This window comes from Mariniplasma anaerobium (assembly GCF_016865445.1).
Classification (GTDB): domain Bacteria; phylum Bacillota_I; class Bacilli_A; order Acholeplasmatales; family Acholeplasmataceae; genus Mariniplasma; species Mariniplasma anaerobium.
Map to the genome: position 1 here is coordinate 18,600 of NZ_AP024412.1, position 22,294 is coordinate 40,893.

Sequence of the window (22,294 nt, forward strand, 5' to 3'; positions counted from 1 at the left end):
TATATACTCTATGTTATAATAAGTGTGCGCAAGCGCACTTATTTTACTTATTAAGGAGGAGTGCAGTATGAAAATATACTACGTTGAAGATGAAAAAGATTTATCAGAAATTATACGAAAATACTTGATGCGAGAAGGTTTTGATGTCACCGTTTTTTATGACGGAGAGACTGCAATTAAACATGTTGAAGATCAGGTAGACTTGTGGATATTAGATATTATGTTATCTGGAGAATTAAATGGTTATGACCTTATAAAAGCAATTAAAGGTGTTAACAGTCCTTCTTCAATTATATTCACATCAGCAAGAGACCAAGATCTAGATAAGATCATGGGATTAGAATTAGGTAGTGATGATTACCTTGCAAAACCTTATTCACCAAGAGAACTTATTTTAAGAGTTAAAGCAGTTTTAAAGAGACAACAACAATTCTCATCATCAGAAATTGCTCAATATGATCATTATGCTATTAATCTAACAAAACGCGAAATTAAATCAAATCATGGCATGATTGACTTAACGAATAAAGAATTTGAACTTTTATTGTTTTTTATAAAACATACAAATCAAGCCTTTTCTAGAGATGATATTTTAAAACATGTTTGGGGAGATAACTACTATGGTAGTGATCGAGTTGTTGATGATCTTCTAAGAAGATTAAGACATAAGATGCCAGACTTAAAAATTGAAACAATATATGGATATGGTTATAGATTATTATGAGACGATTTAAAAAAATGAAATTATCAACACAAATTAATCTTATTTTTACGATTGTGACTGTGTTTACAAGTTTCATTTTTTTGTTTGCGGTAAGCCAAATTATTAAAGATTCACGGATTCAACAAAACAAAGATCAACTTAATGCGTATTTTAATGAAGTCATTCAAACACCGGCATTATCAAAACCAGATGAAAGTAGATACAATGGATATCTTGTCTTTCAAGATGGAAGATTGTTATATAGTTCTAATTTTGAAATATTAGATGGTAATTTTACTGCAGCAAGACTATTCCAAATATACTCTATAAGACCTGGATTTGAAGCAGAAGATACCAAAGGTGAAGATACATATTATTTTAGATTCCAAAGAAGATCAGAATCTGATTTTACGATTGTTTTTACTGGCGATGATTATTTATCAGTTACAAACACTAGATATTCAGCATTTGTCTTTGTTTCTTTAATCGCAATTATTCTTTTAGGAAATATAACAATTCTTTTATGGTCAAGAATTACAGTCGATCGAGTTAAACGATTACAAAATGAAGTTTCTCTACTTACAAAAAACAATTATAGAGTACCTATTGATATGGATGGGGCTGATGAAATAGCTGATCTTGCATATACAATCGAGAAAATGAGAAGAGAAATTGAATCTAGCGATAATATAAAACAAGAGATGCTTCAAAATGTATCTCATGATTTTAAAACACCTATTGCAGTCATTAGATCTTATGCTGAAGCTATAGCTGATGATATATCAGAACCACATGAAGCAGCAATCATCATTAAACAGGCAGATATTCTAAATCAAAAAGTTAAACAACTATTAGAACTTAACAAATTAGAGTATTTAAAAGACCCATCACAATTTGAGATGGTTAGTATCAAAGAAATTATTAATAATATTATTAATCAACAAAAATATAGAACTCATTTAAAGATAAAAACAGATTTAGATGATTCTAAATATTTTGCAACTAAAGAAAACTTATTTACTGTATTTGGTAATATATTAGATAATGCTTTAAGATATGCAAAAAATGAAATCATTATTACATTAGAAAATAAAAAACTCACCTTCTTTAACGATGGCGAGCCTATAAGCGAAAAATTTATTGAACAACTATTTAAACCATATGAAAAAGGAGACAAGGGTCAATTTGGCCTTGGCATGAGCATTGTTCAAAAAACGTGTCAGCACTTCAATTTAATTTTAAAAGTTGTAAACATTGAAAATGGTGTAGAATTTATAATAGAGCCTCTTTAATCATAAGGGCTCTTTTTTTAAACTCATCTTTTGTGACATCATTCATGTGATTAACAAATTTAAGAGATACGTCATCATTTATATATCTAGGAAGCACATGAAAATGGAAATGAAATACTGTTTGACCAGCAGCTTCACCATTATTGCTTAAAACATAGATTCCATCAGCATCAAAAGCTTTTTTACAAGCGATACTAATTTTTTTAGTTATTTTAACAGCATGGGCTAAAAGATCATCAGGCATCTCATAAATGTTTTCATAAGGAGCTATTGGAACAACTAAAGTATGTCCTGGAGTTACTTGTGATATATCTAGAAAAGCTATAACCAATTCATCTTCATAAACAATATAAGCAGGAATTTCTCTATTTATTATTTTTTCAAAAACTGTTGACATAGCATACACCTCTTTCTTGGCTTTATTCTATCATAGATTCGTTGAAAATAGCATTAAAAAATGATATAATCATTTCGTATGTAGGAGGAATTATATATGAAAAAAATACCAGTAGGAATTTCTGGCCGTCATCTCCATGTAACATTAGAACATTTAGAAACACTTTTTGGAAAAGGTTACAAGTTGACACCAATGAAGGATTTAAGCCAACCTGGACAATACGCTGCAAATGAAAAAGTAGACGTTATGAGTCCTAATGGTAAGTTATTAGCAGGTGTACGTATTCTAGGACCGGTACGTCCGGCTTCACAAGTTGAAATATCTAGAAGCGATGCACTAAGATTTAAATTTGTTGCTCCAGTAAGATCATCGGGTGATGTTAAAGGTTCAGGAGCATGCACATTAATTGGTCCAAACGGACAAGTTGAACTATCAGAAGGCGTTATAATCGCAGATCGTCATATTCATTTTTCAGATGAAGAAGCTAAAACATATGGCGTAGAAAACGGACAAATTGTTAGTCTTAAGATTAGCGGCATTAAAGCTGGTATCCTTGATAATGTTTTATGTAGAGTAAGTCCTAAATACTTACTAGACTGTCATTTAGATACAGATGATGGTAGTGCATTTATGTTAAGTACAGGCGATCAAGTAGAACTTGTAAAATCATACACAATTAATCAATAAGCACCTGAAGGTGCTTTTTTACCATAAAGGAGTTGTTTTATTTGAATACATTAGATAGACAGCAAGTTTTAAAAGACCCTTTATATGGATATATCCATATAGATGATGTCATTATAAAAAAATTAATAGACACTAGTTTATTCCAAAGACTAAGAAGAATTAGACAATTAAGTGGTGTACAAATGGTCTTTCATGGCGCAGAACATTCTAGATTCACCCATTCTTTGGGTGTTTATGAGCTTGCATTTAGATTCTTAAGTGTAAAAGAGCTAAATGAAACACTAGATGAGAGAAGTCAGTTATTATTTAAAACATCAGCACTTCTTCATGACATTGGTCATGGGGCATATTCACATGCTTTTGAAGATGTTTTTAAAGTAGATCATGAACAGATTGGTGCAAGAATGATTACCAATCGTTTTGAAATAAGAGATATATTAGCAACTGTGGATAAAGATTTTGCAAAAGATGTTGCAAGTATTATTTTAAAAGAAGGAAGATTTCCAATCATAGAACATCTTATTTCTTCACAAATTGATATTGATCGACTAGATTACTTAGAACGCGATGCATATTATACAGGAACAGCTTATGGACACATAGATCTAGATAGATTAATGAGAGTGATGCATATTAAAGATGGAAAAATTATCTTTAGTGTGTCAGGTATCCATGCAATAGAAAATTATTTAATTAGTCGATACCATATGTATTGGCAAGTTTATTATCATCCAGTAGCAAGAGCGTATGAAGTCATTTTGGAAAAGATATATCTTAGAGTTAAAAATCTTTATTTAAAAGATTTTGAGTTTAAAGCAGATATAGAGCCTCTAAAACGATTAATTGAAAATCCTAATGATTTGGATAGTTTTATTCAAATCGATGATTTTTTCATTAATGGATTAATCTCAAGCTTTACAAAATCGAAAGATGATATATTAAAAACATTAGCAGATGATTTTTTAAATAGACATATTTGGAAATACATAGATGATAATAAAGCAAATCAAGAATTAATCAACCATATTAAAGCTACTTATGATCAACAAGAATTAGAATATTTTACAGCACATAAAACTGTCTCTAATAGAGCATATCAAAATGATAAAGCAGATATAGGAGATCAAATAGATATATTACTTAAAGATCAAAGTGTTTCAACTTTAGAAGAACAATCTGATATTATGAATGGGTTAATGTTATCAGGAGTTAAAGAAGATAAAAAGTTCTTCTATAGACCTTTATGAGACAAAAAGTATTTGTTGTTGAAGGAAGAAATGATTTTTCTAGATTAAAACAACTATACCCAGATATATTTATATTAACTACCAATGGTAGTGCTATATTAGATTCGACACTAGATGCTTTAGTTGAGCTTGATAAAACCCATGATATTATTTTGTTTCTAGATCCTGATTATGCAGGAGAAAGAATTAGAAAAATATTATCACAAAAATTAACTCATGTTTTTCATGCATTTATAGAACAAGATAAAGCATTTAGCAAAAATAGAAAAAAAATTGGTGTAGAACACGCTAAAAAAGAAGATATAGAATTTGCTTTAAAAAATATAAAAATGAGTTACGAAAACACACAAAGTGATATTGATATGCATTTTTTATATGAAGAAAAACTTATCGGACAAAAAGATAGCAAGAACTTAAGAGCTTATTTATCTAAAGAACTTCATTTAGGTCATGTAAATGGGAAGACTTTATTAGATAGACTTCATCAATTCAATATCTGTAAAAAACAAGTAGTAGAGGTACTTAAATGCAACATCAAGCAAAAAAACGATATGGACAAAATTTCTTAAGAGATAAAAATCTTTTAAAAAAGATTGTTAACCAATCGCATATCTTAAATAAAGATGTTATTGAAGTAGGGCCAGGCCAAGGTGCACTGACTTCCTTTTTAGCTGAACAAGCACATCAATTAACTTGTTTTGAGATTGATACATCTTTAAAATCTATTTTAGATCCTATTGAAGAACAATATGATAATCTAGAAATCATTTATAAAGATTTCATGACCGCAGATTTAACTGATTTAGGAGATGATTTACACGTTGTCGCAAACGTCCCTTATTATATAACCACACCTATTATATTTAAATTAATCGAAACACCACAAATTAAAACAGCTTCATTAATGATACAAAAAGAAGTTTGTGAAAGATTAATAGCTAAACCAGGGACTAAAGCTTATAATAACTTATCAGTTGTTATGGCATATCATGCGCATGTATATAAAATGATGGATGTTAAAAGACATATGTTTGTTCCACAACCAAATGTTGATAGTGCAGTTATTAGAATTGAAAAAAGAGATAAAGCTTTATTAGATCCTAAAGCTGAAAAGATTTTTATAAGTATTGTTAGAACAGCATTTAAACAAAAGCGTAAAACATTAGTTAATAATTGGTTTGAAGCATATCAAATTCCAAAAGAAGACATCATAAACTTCTTAAAATCATTTGATATTAACGAAAACATAAGAGCTGAAAAAATAGCGATAGAACAATTTATGAAATTAGCAGGAGCGTGGACATATGATATATGAAAAAGCGCATGCAAAAATTAATCTAGCATTAGATGTTATCAAAAAAAGAGATGATGGATATCATGAATTAAAGATGATCATGGTTCCAATAGAACTTCATGATCAATTATCATTTGAATTAAGCGATGATATAAAACTAACAAGTAATATTGATATCAAAGATAATCAAGTGTTAAAAACGGCATATTTAATTAAAGACAAATATAAAGTTGATACTGGCGCCCATATTTATCTTAAAAAGGATATACCTATAGGTGCTGGACTTGCTGGAGGATCATCTGATATAGCAGCAACCATTAGAGGATTAAATAAACTATGGAATTTAAATCTTGATAAGAAAGCATTAGAAGATATTGCCTTATCTCTTGGATCAGATACACTTTATTGTTTATACCAAAAACCAGCTTACGTTTATGGTAGGGGTGAACATCTAGAATTTATAGATTTACCTAAAACTGGAACAATTTTTTTATACTATCCAAAAATCATAAGTTCAACTGCATGTGTATTTAAAAACCACAATATTATTGATAAACAAAATCAATTTGAAAATCTTTTAGAAGCATATCAACACCAAGCGTGGGATTTGTTTTATAAAACTACTTATAATGCCCTACATTTAACAGCATTAAAATGCTATCCAGAACTACAAAAAGCTTATAAAATCATGAAAAATATCGATGATAACGCATTCATGAGTGGCAGCGGGTCAACTTTCTTTATTATAAATTCTAGTCAAAAAGATGAAGAAATAATAAAAAAAGCACAAGAAAACAACATTAAATTGGTTAAAACCAGCCTAAAAGCATAAAAAAACTTTGTATCAATGCGTGATTGTGCTATAATTTAGGTATAAAATGAAAGCGTCTTGGAGGGCATAATGAAAATAACTGATGTCAGAGTTAAAACAGTTCAAAGCGAAAGTAGATTAAGAGGTGTAGCAACTATTACTTTTGATGATAGTTTTGTTGTACATGATATTAGAATCATTGAGGGAGAAAATGGCTTGTTTGTTGCAATGCCAAGTAAAAAAACTCCAAATGGAACATTTAGAGACATCGCACATCCTATTCACGGAGAGATGCGAAAGCTTATTGAAGAAGCTATTGTTGCGGCATACAATGAATTGCTAGAAAAAGGACCAGAAGAAGCATAAAATTTATATTTTCATAAATACACTTTGCAAAGTCAAGGTGTATTTTTTTTGAAATTAAATCATATATACTCTGATTTAAAACTAGAATAGAAAAACAAATTTTTTTTTAATTTTTTCTTTACGAAATTACTAAAAATATGTATCGAAATAATGTATAATAGAGATGAGAATAATGAAGAGGTGGATAACAAATGTCTATTGTTTATGGAAAGAAGATTAAATTATTTGCTTTAAGTTCAAACAAGAAATTAGCTGAAGAAATTTCTGAAGCTTCTGGTATTGAACTTTCAAAAGTCGAAGTCGTAAAATTTGCTGATGGTGAAATATCAGTAAACATCGAAGACAGTGTTAGAGGACATCATGTGTTTGTAGTTCAATCTACATCAGCTCCAGCAAATGAACACTTAATGGAATTACTCATTTTTGCAGATGCACTAAAAAGAGCATCAGCTAAATCAGTTACAGTACTTATGCCTTACTATGGATATTCTAGACAAGATCGTAAATCAAAATCTAGACAACCAATCACAGCTAAACTAGTCGCAGATATGCTTCAAGTTGCTGGTGTATCAAGAGTTATATCTATCGATTTACATGCAGCTCAAATACAAGGGTTTTTCGATAAACCTATTGATAACTTCCCAGCTGCACCACTTTTAGCTGACTATTTTTTACATGAAAAAGATTTAAAAAATGTTGTTGTAGTATCTCCAGATCATGGTGGCGTGACAAGAGCAAGAATGTTTGCTAAGATGTTTAATTCACCATTAGCTATCATTGATAAAAGAAGACCAGAAAGAAATAAAGCTGTTGTTCAGCATATCATTGGTGATGTGAAAGGTAAAATCGCAATCATGGTTGATGATATTATTGATACTGCAGGCACCTTAATTGCAGGTGCAGAAGCTTTAATTGAAGCTGGAGCATTAGAAGTATACGCAGCAGCAACACATCCTGTTTTTTCAGAAGATGCAATATGCCGTGTTGACAAGTCAGTTATTAAACAAGTCATTGTTACTGATACAATAGAACTTAAAGGACCTTGTGTCTCTGATAAAATTGTTCAATTATCTATTGGACCACTTTTAGGACAATCTATCCTACACATCGTAAACGATGAGCCTATTAGTCAAATATTTGATAAAATCACACATAGGGATCATAAAGCGTGAAATTGATTATTGGTCTTGGTAATCCTGGTAGTAAATATCATCAAACAAGACATAACGTTGGGTTTATGGTTGTTGATCAATATGTAGGAACGATACAACAATCTTTTAAATTAGATACTAAATTTAATGCAGAAATATGCTTAACAAATATCAATCAAGAAAAAGTAATGTTTGTAAAACCATCAACTTATATGAATCTTTCAGGTGAAGCGGTTTATAAAATAATGAAATACTATGATATATCTTTAGAAGATATTATTGTATTTGTAGATGATATTAATCTTGATACAGGTAAACTTAGATTAAGATTATCTGGTGGACATGGTGGACATAACGGATTAAAAAACTTAATTGGATTGCTACATTCAAATGAGTTTAAAAGAGTAAGAATTGGTATAAGCAACAATCCAAATTTACAATTAGATCATTATGTTTTAAGCCAATTTGGAAAAGAAGAAATGATAGATATTTCTATAGCTATTAAACACTCACAAGATATCATTGATCAATTTATAAACGAAACACCATTTTCAGATATCATGACAAGATTTAACACCCAAACATAAGTTTGGGGTTTTTGTTCAAGGAGGTTAGTCTATGCTTGATGTCATAAAAATAGACAAAGATCTTGAAAAACTATTAGATCAACATAAAGATACAGTATATTTAAAGTCTTCAACAGATAGCTATAATTGTTATTTAATAACAAAGCGATTCCTAAAGATGAAGAAGACTGTTTTTGTTGTTACAGCAAATTTATATGAAGCACAAAAATACTATGACTCGCTATCTTTACTCAATCAAGAAGACGATGTTTTATTTTATCCTGCAGATGAAACACTAACTTCAATTATGGCTCTTGGGTCACCAGAATTTAAAAGTGAGCGTTTATATACGTTAAAACAGTTGATGACCAAAGAAGCATTTATAGTCGTTACAACTATGCAAGGCATTAGTCAAAGACAACTCACACCACAAGACTATAAAAAGAGTGTAAAGCAATTATTAAAAAATGAAAATTATAATATAAGCGACCTAACTACATTTTTAGTATACAGTGGATACCAAAGAACATTTACTGTTGAAAAACCCGGTGAATTCTCATTAAGAGGCCATATTCTAGATATCTACACTTTAAATAATGAGCATCCATATAGACTTGATTTTTTTGGAGATTCATTAGAACAAATAAAAATATTCAGTGTTGAGACACAACGTAGTTTTGCGGAAGTTGATACAATTGAAATTGCACCTATGCATGAACTTTTTTATACAGATCAAATGAAAGATTCAGCAATAAAAGATATCCAAAAACATTTTGAGGCATTTGATTTATCAGAGCGAGAAAATGAAAAATTTATCTCTGATATAGAATCAATTGATCTTAGACAAAAACTTGATACACTAGGCTTGTATATTCCATTTTTCAATAAAAAAGAAACAACAGTTCTTGATTTTTCACAGGATAAAGAAATATATTTGATAGATGTTCATAAGATGAAAGTTAATCAAGAACATATCAAAGATGATTTAAAAACTTACCAAGTGACAATGAATGGCCAAGCCTTTTTATCCATTAAGTATAGACTTCCTTTAGAGTCACATTTAAAAAAACAACATATAGAAATAGATAATTTTGGCATATCAAATCCAAATGCATTTTCTCTAAATGTCATGGCATCTAATCAATATCAATCTAATCTAGAATTATTTTATACAGATATGATGGACTATATTGGCAAATATAAAATATATCTATGTATTAAAACAAATCATTATTTCGAAGAAATGAAATCATTTTTAAAATTTAAAAAGATATCATATCTAAGACAAATAAAAGATGAAGTTGGTGTCTATCTTCTAGATATTTCAAGTCATGGTTCATTTATCTCAGTTCATGACCAAGTTGTTATTCTTGATGAATCAGAATTGTTCACCTATAAAGTTAGAAAAGCAATTCGATATAGAAGTGTTTTAAATCAATCTACAAAAATCAGAAAAGTTGAAGATTTAACCATTGGTGATTATGTTGTGCACTATGATTACGGTATTGGACAATATGTTGGTTTAAAAACAATGGAGCTTAGTTCAGAAAAAAGAGACTATCTACATATCATTTATGCAAATGAAGAAGCTCTATATGTTCCGATGGATCAAATTGATATGGTTTTAAAATATAGCAGTCATGAAGGACAAAAACCAAAAATATCAAAACTTGGTGGTAAAACTTGGACAAAGACTAAAGCTAGTGTTAGAATGCGTATTAAAGATTTAAGTGATAGACTAATTAAACTATATGCAATTAGAGATCAAGCACAAGGATTTGCGTTTTCAAAAGATAATGACATGATGGAAGCATTTGAAAGAGATTTCAAATATGAAACTACTAGAGATCAGCAAAAAGCAATCATTGAAACAAAACATGATATGCAACAAGAAAGACCTATGGATAGATTAATCTGTGGAGATGTTGGATTTGGTAAAACCGAAGTCGCTCTTCGTGCATCATTTAAAGCAGTACTTAATCAAAAACAAGTTCTATACTTAGTGCCTACAACAGTTTTAGCTAGACAACATTACTATACATTTAAAGAACGTTTTGATAAGTATGGTGCAAATGTAGCTTTATTGTCTAGATTTGTTACACCAAAACAACAAAAACAAACTATAGAAAAACTTGCAAAAGGATATGTTGATGTTGTTATTGGAACACATCGCTTATTATCATCAGATATAAAATATAAAGATCTTGGTTTATTAATTATAGATGAGGAACAAAGATTTGGTGTTGAACAAAAAGAGAAAATCAGAGAAATCAAGCATAACGTGGATACCTTAACGCTATCAGCAACTCCAATTCCTAGAACTCTACAAATGTCTTTGATGGGATTAAAGGATTTATCGATGATTGAAACACCACCGATGAATAGATATCCTGTTCAAACATATGTGGTTGAAAGGCAAGATGCTTTAATCAAAGAAGCAATAACACGAGAAATTTCTCGTGGTGGACAAATCTTTTACTTATTCAATAGAGTAACTGGTATGGAAGGCATGGTAAGAAAACTTCAAAAATTAGTACCAGATGCTAAAATTGGATTTGCTCATGGCAAAATGAATAGAGAATCCTTAGAATCTGTAATCTCAGACTTTATTGATCATCAATTTGATATTTTAGTATCTACAACTATTATTGAAACAGGTGTTGATATACCAAACACAAATACGTTAATCATCCATGAAGCCGATAAATTAGGATTATCTCAACTTTATCAAATAAGAGGACGTGTTGGAAGATCTGATAGAATTGCATATGCTTACTTATTATATGATCAATTCAAGAGTATTAATGATGAAGCAAAGAAGAGGTTAGCTGTTATTCAAGACTTTACTGCCCTAGGTAGTGGATATAAAATCGCAACTAGAGATTTATCTATTAGAGGAGCTGGAGATATATTAGGAGCTGAACAATCTGGTTTCATTGATAGTGTAGGTATAGAACTTTATATGAAACTATTAGAAGAAGCAATTACTGGTGAGTCTATAGAAAAAGAAAAATCAACACAAATTGATCAAATCTATGCACAACGACATGTAGACCCACAATATGTGGCTCAAGATAGCGCAAGAATTGAAATACATAAACGTATTAGTGAACTTAATAACATGCCTGATATCGAAGATTTAAAATTAGAATTAACTGATAGATTTGGGCAGTTAGATGCAGACCTACTTTTATATATGTATGAAAAACTATATAAGAAATTATCATATAAAATTGGCGCACATCAAACTATTGTTGATCTTAATCAAACAACGCTTATTCTTTCAATGGATGCATCTTCAAAGATTGACGGTAAAAAATTATTTGAAAAAGCAGAAAGCTTTAAATTGGCTAAAATTAGATTAAGTTATATTAGAGGGCATATCCACATTCAATTGATTACTAAAAACGTAAAACAACACTGGTTATATTTATTTGACCTATTTTTGGAAGATTTCATATATAATTAGAATAAGAGGTGAGTATCAATGGCTATAGATATTTTACAAATTTCGAAAACTGCTTTAGAGGCTCAAAAAACAAATCCCGATGTAATTAACGCATCAATTGGAATGTTTTTTGATGAAACGAGACATATCGGTGGTATGCCTTCAGTATCAAAAGCTTTAAGAGAACTACCGGATATGAGTATATTGCCATATCCAGCAGTAGATGGTGGAAAAGATTTTAAAGATCATGTAATTTCTTGGACGTTTGGTCAATATGAAGACCAAATAAGAAAAGAAATGTATGTGGATGCTTGTGCAACACCAGGGGGAAGCGGAGCAATTGCGTCAACATTTTCAGTTTATACAAAACCTAATGATTTTGTGTTTGTTTCGAACGTTAGATGGCAATATGACAGGTTTGCAGATCGCGCAAAAATAAAATTATTCGAACATAACATGTTTGATCAAGGTGGATTTGATTTAAAAAGCTTTGATGAACAATTAGGCAATCTTTGTAAGATTCAAAAACAAGTTGTTGTTATTGTCAATGACCCTTGTCATAATCCAACTGGATATACTTTAAGCTTAGATGAGTTTAAGGCAGTCATAGACATTTTAAATAAGTATCATAAAAACGATATTGTATTTTTATATGATGTTGCATATTTAGAATATACAAGTGAAAAAGACAAACGTATTAAAATGTTAGAACTATTAAGACTTGAAGAACATGTGCTTACAATCCTAGCTTTCAGTGGATCAAAAACTTTTGGAGTTTATGGGTTGAGATTAGGTGCAGCAATCGGTTTAACAAAATCTAAAACTAAAATTGATAATTTTAGACCAAGATTTGTAAATGAAGCAAGAGGGTCATGGTCGGCTACACCAACCATTTCCATAGAATTGTTAAATCACTTTTCAAAAAAAGAAAACCACGCTGATTTTCTTAAAGAATTAAAAGGTATCAAAGATATTGTACAAAAGAGAAGTGAACTATTTATATCTCAAGCAAATGAAATTGGATTGAAGACATATCCATTTAGATCAGGATTTTATGTCATTGCTTTAACAGATAAACCTATGGAAGTTTTTGAAAAATTAACTGAAAAAGGTATATATGTTGTTCCTATGGAAAATGGGATTAGAATTGCTTTATGTTCGATATCACTTAAAGAGATTGATGGGTTACCACAAAAAATTAAAACACTTATAGATTAAATTAAAATAGAGAATCTTTTAAAGGTTCTCTATTATATATCTTTCATCATTTAAAAGTTTAATAGGTCAACCTATTATGTTATAATTAAATTAGCAAAAAGGAGTGAATATTATATGTTTGGAGAACCAATTTGGAAAATAGCACTAGATTTTTATATCATCTGGATTTTAGTCTTTTTTCTGCTAAAATTTTTAATCACAAATAAAAGAATGCTGAGTGTTGTTCTTTCTTTTGTATTTATTTACGTGATTTATTATATTAGTAATCTAACTGATATTCTCGCAGCTTCACAAATTTTAGGATACGTTGTTTCATGGTTGCCAATTATTTTAATTATCATCATGGCTCCTGATTTAAGACGTTCTTTAGAAATTGTTTGGAAACAAGATAAATCAAAAGAAGATTTTGAAATGGGATCTGAAAGAACTAAACAACAAGTAGTTGATGCAGTGATGTATTTAGCTTCACAAAGCATTGGTGCGTTGATAACAATTGAAAAGCACAATACATTAGATCAATATGCAGATCGTGCAATTATGTTGAATAGTGATGTTTCAAAAGAAATATTAATCAATATTTTCACTCCAAATACACCACTACATGATGGTGCGGTTATTATTAGAGGTGATCATATTTTATGTGCAGGTTCATATTTTGTTTTATCAGATAATCAAAATTATGATAAAACAATGGGATCACGTCACCGTGCTGGATTAGGTATTAGTGAAATCACAGATAGTTTAACTATATTAGTTTCAGAAGAAACAGGTAATGTTTCAGTTGCAATAGAAGGTATTCTACTTAAGATGAATGATCGAGACAAACTTATGGAATATCTAAATATGTTTATGAAATAGGAGGTTCACATGAAGAAATTTTTATCATTTTTTATTGAACCATTTAAAGTTATATCAAATAGAAATATATCAGAGAAAATAGCAAGCGTTTTTACAAAGTATAAAGTTCTTTACGTGATTGCATCATTTATCATAACTGCAATTATCATTTTTTTCATCTATGCGAAACCTCATTTTGGGTGGTAATTGATATATGTTACAACATCCGATTTACCCTCTGATTATTTCAATATTCACTTTAGTCTTAGTTATCATGCAAAGTATACAAAGTGAAAAAGTATTAAAAAATAGATTAGTTATCTCGTTTTTTAACATAGCCATCGCTGTGATGGTTTTTGTCATTTATAATAACTTTATTTTAACAAGTGAGTTATATACACTACTGTATATCATCTTTAATTTCTTAGTATACTTCGTTTTTATTTTAGTTTTATATCAAGCATTTAAAACTTCAGCACTTAAAGCAAATCATTATCAGCTCTTTGTTAAATCTATTAAAAATAGCAGATGGAATGCATATTATGTTGTAGATAAAAAAGAAAGAGTTAAAGATATTTCTTTAAGTTTATTACAAGAACTAGGCATAGAAAAAGAAGAAATCATTGGTAAGAAACTATTTAACATATTAAATAAAACCGTTAGATTTACAAGATTAAATGGACTTGATATTAATAATAAACAATTAGAAAATTACTATAAAAACTATAAAGAAAATGCTAAACCGAATGATTCAGAAGTTCAAGAATTACAATTTTTAAATGACACAGGAGATCCTGTTATTCTTCGTTTAGTGATGCAACCAGTATTTGCTTTAGGTAAATATAAAGGTAGAATTTGTGTTGGTGAAAAGAAAACTGATTTTAATTTATTAGCTGTTGAAAAAGAACTTAATGATAGAAATAGTGAGTTAGAAAGCATAAGACATAAATTTATCGCAACTCTAGAATTAAGCGAAGAAGGATTGTTCTATATTGATTTAGATGAAAGAACTATTTGGGCATCTGATGCACTAGTTTCTAGTTTAGGATTACCTAGTAATTTACTAGACTTAACAGATTTTAGAAGATTGATTGAGGCTGAAGACTTAAAGAAGTATTTGGCATTATTGGGCGATTTAACAATTAATAAGACTCAGTATCAAACATCTTATAGAATCAAAATAAAGGGTAGATACATTTGGTTTAAAGAAAAAGGTAAACGCTTATTTGAAGATACGAATTCAGCTATTATTATGGGAACTTTAAATCCAATGAAAACTAAGCATTTTCAAGCAAGTCAAATTGATATACTTGATTTATTAAAAGATAGAAATGAATTTATGGCACATATGCATAAACTGTTTAATGATAATAGATATTTCCAATTAGTAGTTTTTAGATTACAAAATATACCTAAGATTAATGAAGACTATGGACGCGAAGTTGGGAATATGTTTATCGCAGAATACATTAAAAAAATGAGTTCATCGTTTGTTTCTGAATCAGGAGATATATTTAGAATCACTGGTATTGAGTTTGCTATAACAATTACGGATCCAAGAAAAATGGAAGTTTTAGCAAATGGTGTTAAATCTAATCCAACGTTCTTAAATTTAAATATGCAATATGGATCTATTTCAGAAGCCCTAGAAGTTTTCGCAGGTATTGCAGTTGGTGGATCAGATGCACATGAAGAACATCAATTATATCAAGCAGCTTATCAAGCGTTAAAGATTTCTTTAAATCCACAATTCTCATCACATGGTTGTTATTACAAAGATATCGTTTCATGACAAAAAAAGATATTAGAAAAAGCATGATGCTTATAAGATCAAAACAGACACCTGAAGATAAAAATTTAAGAGATCAACATATTATCAAACAAATTAAAGTTCATGAAAAATTTATATCAGCTAAAACAGTTGCAATCTTTTATCCAATGAAAAGTGAAATTGATTTACTTCAATTGCTTTCAAGTGATAAGATATTCTTATTTCCAAAAGTAAATCAAGATGATCTAGATTTTTATATTTTTGATGAATATATTGAGTTTGAGAAAAGCAGTTTTGGTGTCTTAGAGCCAACTGGAGATAATATTTATAAAGACAAAATAGATTTGATGATTGTTCCTGCACTAGCTATTTCAAAAGAGTTTGATAGAGTTGGATATGGAAAAGGGTTTTATGATAGATACATTTCAAATCATGATATAGAATATACACTTGGTGTGATTTATGATTTTCAAGAGTTAAATCATATAGATGCTTCACCACTTGATCGAAAGTTAGATCAATATATAAAGGGGTCACTATGAATACAGCACTTATAGTTGCGGCGGGTACAGGTTCTAGATCACAACTCAAAATCTCTAAAATACTATATAAAATAAATGATAAACCGATCTTCATGTATAGCGTAGATTTGTTTAAATCTCTTGGCTTTGAGATTTGTTTAGTCATAGCTAAAAATGATATGAAAGATGTTATCCAATATGTTGACCCATCTGTTAAGATAGTTATTGGTGGTAAAACAAGAAGTGAAAGTGTACAAAGAGGGTTAAAAGAAGTAACAACCCCTTATGTGTATATTCATGATGCAGCAAGACCACTCATTACTAAAAAAGCAATTTTAAACATGGAAAACGCATTACAAAATCATGATGCGGTCATGTTATCTGAACCAGTCACATCAGCATTAAAATATAATCTTAAACAAAATATAACATCCGTAAATAGAGATGATTATCTTTTATCACAAACCCCACAAGCTTTTTTAACAGAAAAAATTAGATATGCTTCTTTAAGAAATCAAGAGTCGTTTGATGATGATATTAGTTTGTATCAAAGTTTTTACCAAGATGCATCGATACATGTCATTCATAACGATGAACCAAATCCTAAACTAACTTATTTAGAAGATTTCACAAATTTAAAATACCAATTAGAAGGTGATTCGAATATGCGTATCGGCCATAGTTTTGATATTCATCAATTAAAAGAAGATAGAAAACTAATATTAGGTGGATTAACTATAGAACATGATAAGGGACTAGATGGTCATAGTGATGCAGATGTATTAACACACGCTATTGCAGAAGCTTTGCTAGGTGCACTAGCACTAGGTGATCTTGGTTCACACTATCCAGATAACGATTCCAAATACAAAGATATATCATCAATTGAGTTATTAAAGGATGTTTATCAAAAAATTAAAGCTCTTTCTTATGAAATTATAAATATTGATTCAACAGTTTATGCTGAACTTCCTAAATTAAATCCGTATATTACGGAAATGAGAAAAAAGATTTCAGAAACTCTTGATATTGATATTTCTAAAGTGAGCATAAAAGCAACAACATATGAAAAATTAGACGCAATAGGAAATCAAAAAGCAATTGCTGCAGAAGCAATTACATTATTAAAGAAGGTGAATGTATGATAGTAGAAACTGAATTTGGAGATTTTGAAATATTAAAAGATCATAGAGAAACATTTGATCTCTTAGCTTTTACAGAACGCTACGTTGATGTAGCTTTTGACAGATATACATATCTTGTTGGAGATATGTCATCAGAGAAATTAAGAATCAAAGGGTTTAACTCAGATCCTAAAAGTAGTAATGGATTTAAACGCATTCCAGACTACTTAAGTGAATCATGCAATTTTAATTGTGGTTACTATATTTTAAAACGACTTAAGAAAGAAAAAACAACGGACTAAATTGATTGCAACTTCTAGTAATATGTTATATAATCATAATGTTAAAGAGGTGAAAACAAATGGATGAAACAACAAAACAAGTTCATGTGTTAATAGATAAAGTAAGACCATATTTACAACGTGATGGTGGAGATATTGAAATCGTTAATGTTGAAGATGGGATTGTTTATGTAAAAATGATGGGTGCATGTGATGGGTGTGTCGCAATAGATGTCACATTGAAACAAGGGATAGAAACTATGCTATTGGAAAATGTCCCAGGTATCATTGCAGTTGTTAACTTAGATTAAACAATAGACGGTCTTTGACCGTCTTTTTTAAATCATAAATTTCGGAGGAATGTATCATGGAAAGAAAAGTGGGAATAGTAGTAGATTCTACCTTTGGATTAGATCAAACATTTATTAAAAAGGAAAACATAACAGTAGTTCCTTTAAAAGTAATTATTGGTCAAGCAGAATATACTGATGGCAACATAGATCCAAATGCGGTTGTAAAAGCATTACAAGAAAAAATACATGTTAAAACAGCACAACCTGCACCTGAATTATTTAAAAAAGCATTTGAAGATCAACTTAAAGTATATGATGAAGTTATATGTATGACTTTATCAAAAACATTGAGTGGAACTGTAAATAGTGCAAATCTAGCAAAAACAATTTTAGATAATGAAAATGTTATTGTTGTAGATACTGAAAGCACAATTAATGGTTCAGGCTATTTAGCTGAAAAAGTATGTGAATTTTTAAATGAAGGACATACAGCAAGTGAAGCTATAGGCTATTTAAGTGATTTAAAAGAACAAGGATCACTTGTTTTTACTGTAGATAACTTACAAACACTATATTTAAATGGTAGATTAAGTAGAGTATCTGCAGTTATTGGGAATATGCTTAAGATCAAACCTATTCTAAGATTTAGACGAGGTGTTTTAGATGTTGAACATAAAGCCAGAAATTTTAATAATGTCATATTATATTTAATCAAACAAGTAGAAATGCTTTTAGAATATGGAAAAGATGTTGTTGTTAGAATTGCATATGTTGATCGTTCAACTGAAGCGAAACAATTGGAACAAGAAATTTTTCAATTAGGTGAACGTGTGCATGTAAAAATCACAGGTGTTATTTCACCAGTGATATCAGCACATGTTGGACTTGGTGGATTAGGTATCTATCTTGCATATGAATAAACTACATTAAAAGAGGTATCAAAATATGTCAAAAGCATTAGTTCTGTGTTATTCATTTGAAGGATTTACCCTTCAAATGGCAAATTTTATTAAAGAGGCTCTTCAAATTGAAGTCATTGAAATCAAACCTTTAAATGAATTAAAAACAAAGGGTTTTTATAAGTATATTTGGGGTGGAAGACAAGTTGTCTTAAAAAAGAAACCAGAATTAAGTCCCCTAGATGTAGATTTTGATTTATACGATACCATTTTTATAGGATCACCTATATGGGCAGGGACTTATGCACCACCTATTAGAACCTTATTAGAAGATGGTATGCTTAAAGGTAAAAAGATTGCTTATTTTTACACGCATGAAGGCGGAGCATCTAAAGCAGCTAGTAGAGCAAAACAAACTATTGAAATACATAATAAGTTTATTGGATCTTTATCAATTTTAAATAAAGTAGCTTTACTTGATCAAAATAAAGATGAAATTATTGCTTGGTCAAAAAGTATGCTAGAAGTTTAGGTTTTGATATGAAAAAAACAAAAAAAATATTTAAAATAACATTGATTACCATTTTATCTTTGGTCATAGGACTTACACTGGCGTTATTTATCTATACTAGAAATTCATATAAACCATTAGATGAAATGTATCAAGAGATTAGTTTGTTAAATACAGATGATATTATGGTTGTTGATGATTTTGATCAAATAAGCTATTTCGTAGATCAACCTATTAAAAATATAGTTATTATTCCAGGCGGTAAAGTAAAACCTGAAAGTTATCAATATCTTGCAATAAACCTTGCATTAGAAGGTTATGATGTAACGATTGTTAAAACAGTATTTAATCTAGCAATTCTAACACCTAACTATGGGGCAAGATTCTTAAAAGATGATATAGATAATGTTGTTATAGGACACTCATTAGGTGGAACTGTAGCAAGTCTGTTTAGTAGTAAAGCAGATGTAGTTAGCGATATTATATTTTTAGCAAGTTATCCAATTTCAGATGTAAAGAATAAAAACGTATTAATAATAACTGGACAATTTGATGAAGTTTTAGATCAAGAGAGTCTAGATAGTAGTCAAGATTTATTGCCAGACAATAGTACAACATATGAAATAATTGGTGGAAATCACGGACAGTTTGGATGGTACGGGATACAAAAAGGTGATGGCATTGCAACTATTACCACCAAAGAGCAACAAGATACTATTGTTAACCAAATTATAGATTTTATTGAATAAATATGTATATAAGTATAAATCATCGAATTTTGATGATTTTTTTATTTTATAAATATTTGATATATAATAAAGATAATTAGTATAAAATCAATACACACATTTATGTTTATACACGCAACCAACAGTTGCTTGCCAGTATTTAAGAAGCGTTGTATACTGAAAATGTAAGGAGGGTAGAAATGCTAAATTTAGAAATTATCAGTAAAAAGATTATTGAAAAAAGAAAACAGATTGGCATGACACAAAATGAATTGGCAGATGCACTTTATGTCACTAGACAAGCTGTGAGTAAATGGGAGATGGGAAAATGTCTTCCAAGTATTGATGTTCTAATTGAGATGACAGAATTATTTGATGTTACTATCGATTATATGTTAGATGGTTCTGATTTAAGAGACAATGATTATGCAACGATGCTTATGCAATTTCCAAGAGAAGCTGTAATTTATCGGTTCATTAACTCTGATAATCTTAATGAAAATATCAAAAATATATTTTACCTCCTAACAACAAAGGAGAGAAAACAAATGATAAATCAAGTTTTAAATGGGCATTTAAAACTAGATACCCAAATGTTATGGCCCTACTTAAGTAGGGCAGAAAGAAAATACTTATTAGGCAACATGAAATCAAAAGATATAGATAAAAATATAGAAAATCTATATGATATGATGTCTACTGAGGAAAGATTGATGATGAATATGGATTGGAATCATCATGTATTAAAAAAAACTAAAAAGGAGAAAAATAAATGAAATATACACATTTATTACCATTTATGGAAAAAGAAGAATTAAAAAAAGTAGCATTTGAAATTGTTAACGGTGAATTAAAAGGTGTTAATTTAGTGACATTATATCCATTCCTTGATAATGAAACATTAGATGCAATTGTTGATTTACTTATTGAAAAAAAAGAAAAATCAGGTTTAGCTGGAGCTATTCCCTTCTTAAGAAAAGAAAAAATTAAAGAAATTTATGAAGCAGCAGAAAGTGGTCAACTCCCAAATTTCAACTCGTCAGTGTGTTTGCCATTCTTAGATGCTGATAAAATTAAAGAAATATTTAGAGATCTTATGCAAAAAGCTTCATCTGAAGCAAATGATGATGTTGAAGACGAAAGTGAAGATTAATAATAATAAAATTTAAAATATAAAGATAAACCAGAACAAAATATTTTGTTCTGGTTTTTTTTATCATAAATAGATTTTTATAAAGCCGTATGTTTAAAAAGCTAAGGCTTTTTCTTTATGAATTTATGATGATAAGTTTAAGTAAAAAAGGTGTTGACTCTCACGTAACGTGATAGACTATAATAAAGGTAAAAGGAGTTGAGACTGTGAACTACAAAGTAAAACAAGTATCCAAATTAGTAGGAGTAAGTGTTAGAACCCTCCATCACTATGATGAGATAGGTCTTTTGATGCCAAAGTTTATTACTGATGCTGGATATAGAATATATGCTGATGAAGACCTAGAAAGATTACAGCAGATTCTTTTTTTTAAAGAACTGGATTTTAGCCTACAAGAAATAAAAAATATTTTAGATACTCCAGGTTTTGATAAGAAAAAAGCTTTATATAGGCATAAAAAATTATTAATAGAAAAAAGAAAAAGGGTAGAAAGACTCATAACTACTGTTGAAAAAACGTTAAAAGCATTTGAAGAGAGAAAGGATATAAACACTATGGATATGTTTGAAGGTTTTGATATGACTGAGATAGAAAAGCATAAAGAAAAATATGCTGAAGAAACAAAAGAAAAATATGAAAATAATAGTGCCTACATAGAAAGTATTAAAAAAACTTCTAAGTATACTAAAGAGGATTGGGCTAGAATTCATGCAGAGAAAGAAAAGATTGATAAAAAGATAATAAGCAACATGGATAAAGGTGTTAAAGATGTTATTGTTCAAGAAGAGGTAGCAAAATTAAGACAACATATAACTGATAACTATTATCAATGTACAGTTGAGATATTTAGAGGACTTGGAGATTTATATGTGCAAGATGAACGTTTTACAAAGAACATTGATAAAAATAAATCTGGTTATGCAGTATTCTTAAGAGAAGCTATACATTACTATTGTGATCGTTTTAAATAATTTAAGTTTTTAAATCAATTTTTGA

The 22,294-nt window shown here is 29.5% G+C and carries 26 protein-coding genes; 25 read left to right on the forward strand and 1 reads right to left on the reverse strand.

Annotated features, from left to right (window positions below; all coding sequences use genetic code 11):
• Positions 1-67: 67 nt before the first annotated feature.
• Both MPAN_RS00080 and MPAN_RS00085 read left to right on the forward strand, forming a co-directional pair.
• On the forward strand, positions 68-724 hold the full coding sequence (locus tag MPAN_RS00080) for a response regulator transcription factor (protein WP_176238999.1): 657 nt from the start codon (positions 68-70) through the stop codon (positions 722-724).
• Positions 721-1,995, forward strand: a complete 1,275-nt coding sequence (locus MPAN_RS00085) for a sensor histidine kinase (protein ID WP_176239000.1) — start codon at positions 721-723, stop codon at positions 1,993-1,995. Before MPAN_RS00080 ends, MPAN_RS00085 begins: the two co-directional genes overlap by 4 nt.
• Here MPAN_RS00085 and MPAN_RS00090 read toward each other — a convergent pair.
• Positions 1,976-2,392, reverse strand: a complete 417-nt coding sequence (locus MPAN_RS00090; protein ID WP_176239001.1) for an HIT family protein — start codon at positions 2,390-2,392, stop codon at positions 1,976-1,978. The genes MPAN_RS00085 and MPAN_RS00090 overlap by 20 nt on opposite strands.
• 96 nt (positions 2,393-2,488) lie before the next feature.
• Here MPAN_RS00090 and pduL point away from each other — a divergent pair, with 96 nt between their 5' ends.
• From pduL to MPAN_RS00205, 23 genes are all read left to right on the forward strand, one after another.
• The gene (gene pduL, locus MPAN_RS00095; RefSeq protein ID WP_176239002.1) at positions 2,489-3,079 is read left to right on the forward strand and encodes a phosphate propanoyltransferase; all 591 of its coding nucleotides are present in this window, start codon (positions 2,489-2,491) and stop codon (positions 3,077-3,079) included.
• Positions 3,080-3,120: 41 nt separating this feature from the next.
• Entirely contained in the window at positions 3,121-4,326 is a 1,206-nt protein-coding gene (locus tag MPAN_RS00100; RefSeq protein ID WP_176239003.1) for an HD domain-containing protein, read from the forward strand.
• Positions 4,323-4,895 carry a ribonuclease M5 gene (rnmV, locus tag MPAN_RS00105; RefSeq protein ID WP_176239004.1) on the forward strand — a complete coding sequence of 191 codons (573 nt, stop codon included), beginning with the start codon at positions 4,323-4,325 and terminating at the stop codon, positions 4,893-4,895. Before MPAN_RS00100 ends, rnmV begins: the two co-directional genes overlap by 4 nt.
• On the forward strand, positions 4,853-5,641 hold the full coding sequence (rsmA, locus tag MPAN_RS00110) for a 16S rRNA (adenine(1518)-N(6)/adenine(1519)-N(6))-dimethyltransferase RsmA (RefSeq protein ID WP_176239005.1): 789 nt from the start codon (positions 4,853-4,855) through the stop codon (positions 5,639-5,641). Before rnmV ends, rsmA begins: the two co-directional genes overlap by 43 nt.
• Positions 5,631-6,452, forward strand: coding sequence for a 4-(cytidine 5'-diphospho)-2-C-methyl-D-erythritol kinase (ispE, locus tag MPAN_RS00115; protein WP_176239006.1), 822 nt, complete (start codon positions 5,631-5,633; stop codon positions 6,450-6,452). The genes rsmA and ispE overlap by 11 nt, the downstream gene beginning before the upstream one ends.
• Before the next feature lie 69 nt (positions 6,453-6,521).
• Positions 6,522-6,797, forward strand: a complete 276-nt coding sequence (gene spoVG / locus MPAN_RS00120; protein WP_176239007.1) for a septation regulator SpoVG — start codon at positions 6,522-6,524, stop codon at positions 6,795-6,797.
• Positions 6,798-6,988: 191 nt separating this feature from the next.
• The gene (locus MPAN_RS00125; RefSeq protein ID WP_176239008.1) at positions 6,989-7,969 is read left to right on the forward strand and encodes a ribose-phosphate diphosphokinase; all 981 of its coding nucleotides are present in this window, start codon (positions 6,989-6,991) and stop codon (positions 7,967-7,969) included.
• Positions 7,966-8,535 (forward strand): aminoacyl-tRNA hydrolase, encoded by a 570-nt coding sequence (pth, locus tag MPAN_RS00130; RefSeq protein ID WP_176239009.1) that lies wholly within the window; start codon positions 7,966-7,968, stop codon positions 8,533-8,535. Before MPAN_RS00125 ends, pth begins: the two co-directional genes overlap by 4 nt.
• A 31-nt stretch (positions 8,536-8,566) precedes the next feature.
• Positions 8,567-11,983, forward strand: a complete 3,417-nt coding sequence (gene mfd / locus MPAN_RS00135; RefSeq protein WP_176239010.1) for a transcription-repair coupling factor — start codon at positions 8,567-8,569, stop codon at positions 11,981-11,983.
• 18 nt (positions 11,984-12,001) lie between these two features.
• Positions 12,002-13,180, forward strand: coding sequence for a pyridoxal phosphate-dependent aminotransferase (locus MPAN_RS00140; RefSeq protein ID WP_176239011.1), 1,179 nt, complete (start codon positions 12,002-12,004; stop codon positions 13,178-13,180).
• Between the two features lie 114 nt (positions 13,181-13,294).
• Positions 13,295-14,038, forward strand: coding sequence for a diadenylate cyclase CdaA (gene cdaA / locus MPAN_RS00145; protein WP_176239012.1), 744 nt, complete (start codon positions 13,295-13,297; stop codon positions 14,036-14,038).
• Between the two features lie 9 nt (positions 14,039-14,047).
• On the forward strand, positions 14,048-14,224 hold the full coding sequence (locus tag MPAN_RS00150) for a hypothetical protein (RefSeq protein ID WP_176239013.1): 177 nt from the start codon (positions 14,048-14,050) through the stop codon (positions 14,222-14,224).
• A gap of 7 nt (positions 14,225-14,231) precedes the next feature.
• A complete protein-coding gene (locus MPAN_RS00155) occupies positions 14,232-15,809 on the forward strand; it encodes a diguanylate cyclase domain-containing protein (protein ID WP_176239014.1) in 1,578 nt (525 codons plus the stop codon).
• Positions 15,806-16,330 carry a 5-formyltetrahydrofolate cyclo-ligase gene (locus MPAN_RS00160; RefSeq protein ID WP_176239015.1) on the forward strand — a complete coding sequence of 175 codons (525 nt, stop codon included), beginning with the start codon at positions 15,806-15,808 and terminating at the stop codon, positions 16,328-16,330. Before MPAN_RS00155 ends, MPAN_RS00160 begins: the two co-directional genes overlap by 4 nt.
• Positions 16,327-17,454, forward strand: coding sequence for a 2-C-methyl-D-erythritol 2,4-cyclodiphosphate synthase (gene ispF / locus MPAN_RS00165; RefSeq protein ID WP_176239016.1), 1,128 nt, complete (start codon positions 16,327-16,329; stop codon positions 17,452-17,454). Before MPAN_RS00160 ends, ispF begins: the two co-directional genes overlap by 4 nt.
• Entirely contained in the window at positions 17,451-17,735 is a 285-nt protein-coding gene (locus MPAN_RS00170) for a YutD-like domain-containing protein (RefSeq protein ID WP_176239017.1), read from the forward strand. Before ispF ends, MPAN_RS00170 begins: the two co-directional genes overlap by 4 nt.
• A gap of 59 nt (positions 17,736-17,794) precedes the next feature.
• A complete protein-coding gene (locus MPAN_RS00175; RefSeq protein WP_176239018.1) occupies positions 17,795-18,025 on the forward strand; it encodes a NifU family protein in 231 nt (76 codons plus the stop codon).
• A 56-nt stretch (positions 18,026-18,081) separates the two neighbouring features.
• Entirely contained in the window at positions 18,082-18,927 is an 846-nt protein-coding gene (locus MPAN_RS00180; protein ID WP_176239019.1) for a DegV family protein, read from the forward strand.
• A 25-nt stretch (positions 18,928-18,952) separates the two neighbouring features.
• Entirely contained in the window at positions 18,953-19,438 is a 486-nt protein-coding gene (locus MPAN_RS00185; RefSeq protein ID WP_176239020.1) for a flavodoxin family protein, read from the forward strand.
• A gap of 8 nt (positions 19,439-19,446) precedes the next feature.
• Positions 19,447-20,166, forward strand: coding sequence for an alpha/beta hydrolase (locus tag MPAN_RS00190; protein ID WP_176239021.1), 720 nt, complete (start codon positions 19,447-19,449; stop codon positions 20,164-20,166).
• 179 nt (positions 20,167-20,345) lie between these two features.
• The gene (locus tag MPAN_RS00195; RefSeq protein WP_176239022.1) at positions 20,346-20,921 is read left to right on the forward strand and encodes a helix-turn-helix transcriptional regulator; all 576 of its coding nucleotides are present in this window, start codon (positions 20,346-20,348) and stop codon (positions 20,919-20,921) included.
• Positions 20,918-21,298 (forward strand): hypothetical protein, encoded by a 381-nt coding sequence (locus MPAN_RS00200; protein WP_176239023.1) that lies wholly within the window; start codon positions 20,918-20,920, stop codon positions 21,296-21,298. The genes MPAN_RS00195 and MPAN_RS00200 overlap by 4 nt, the downstream gene beginning before the upstream one ends.
• 206 nt (positions 21,299-21,504) lie before the next feature.
• Entirely contained in the window at positions 21,505-22,269 is a 765-nt protein-coding gene (locus tag MPAN_RS00205) for a MerR family transcriptional regulator (RefSeq protein ID WP_176239024.1), read from the forward strand.
• The last annotated feature ends 25 nt before the right edge of the window (positions 22,270-22,294 follow it).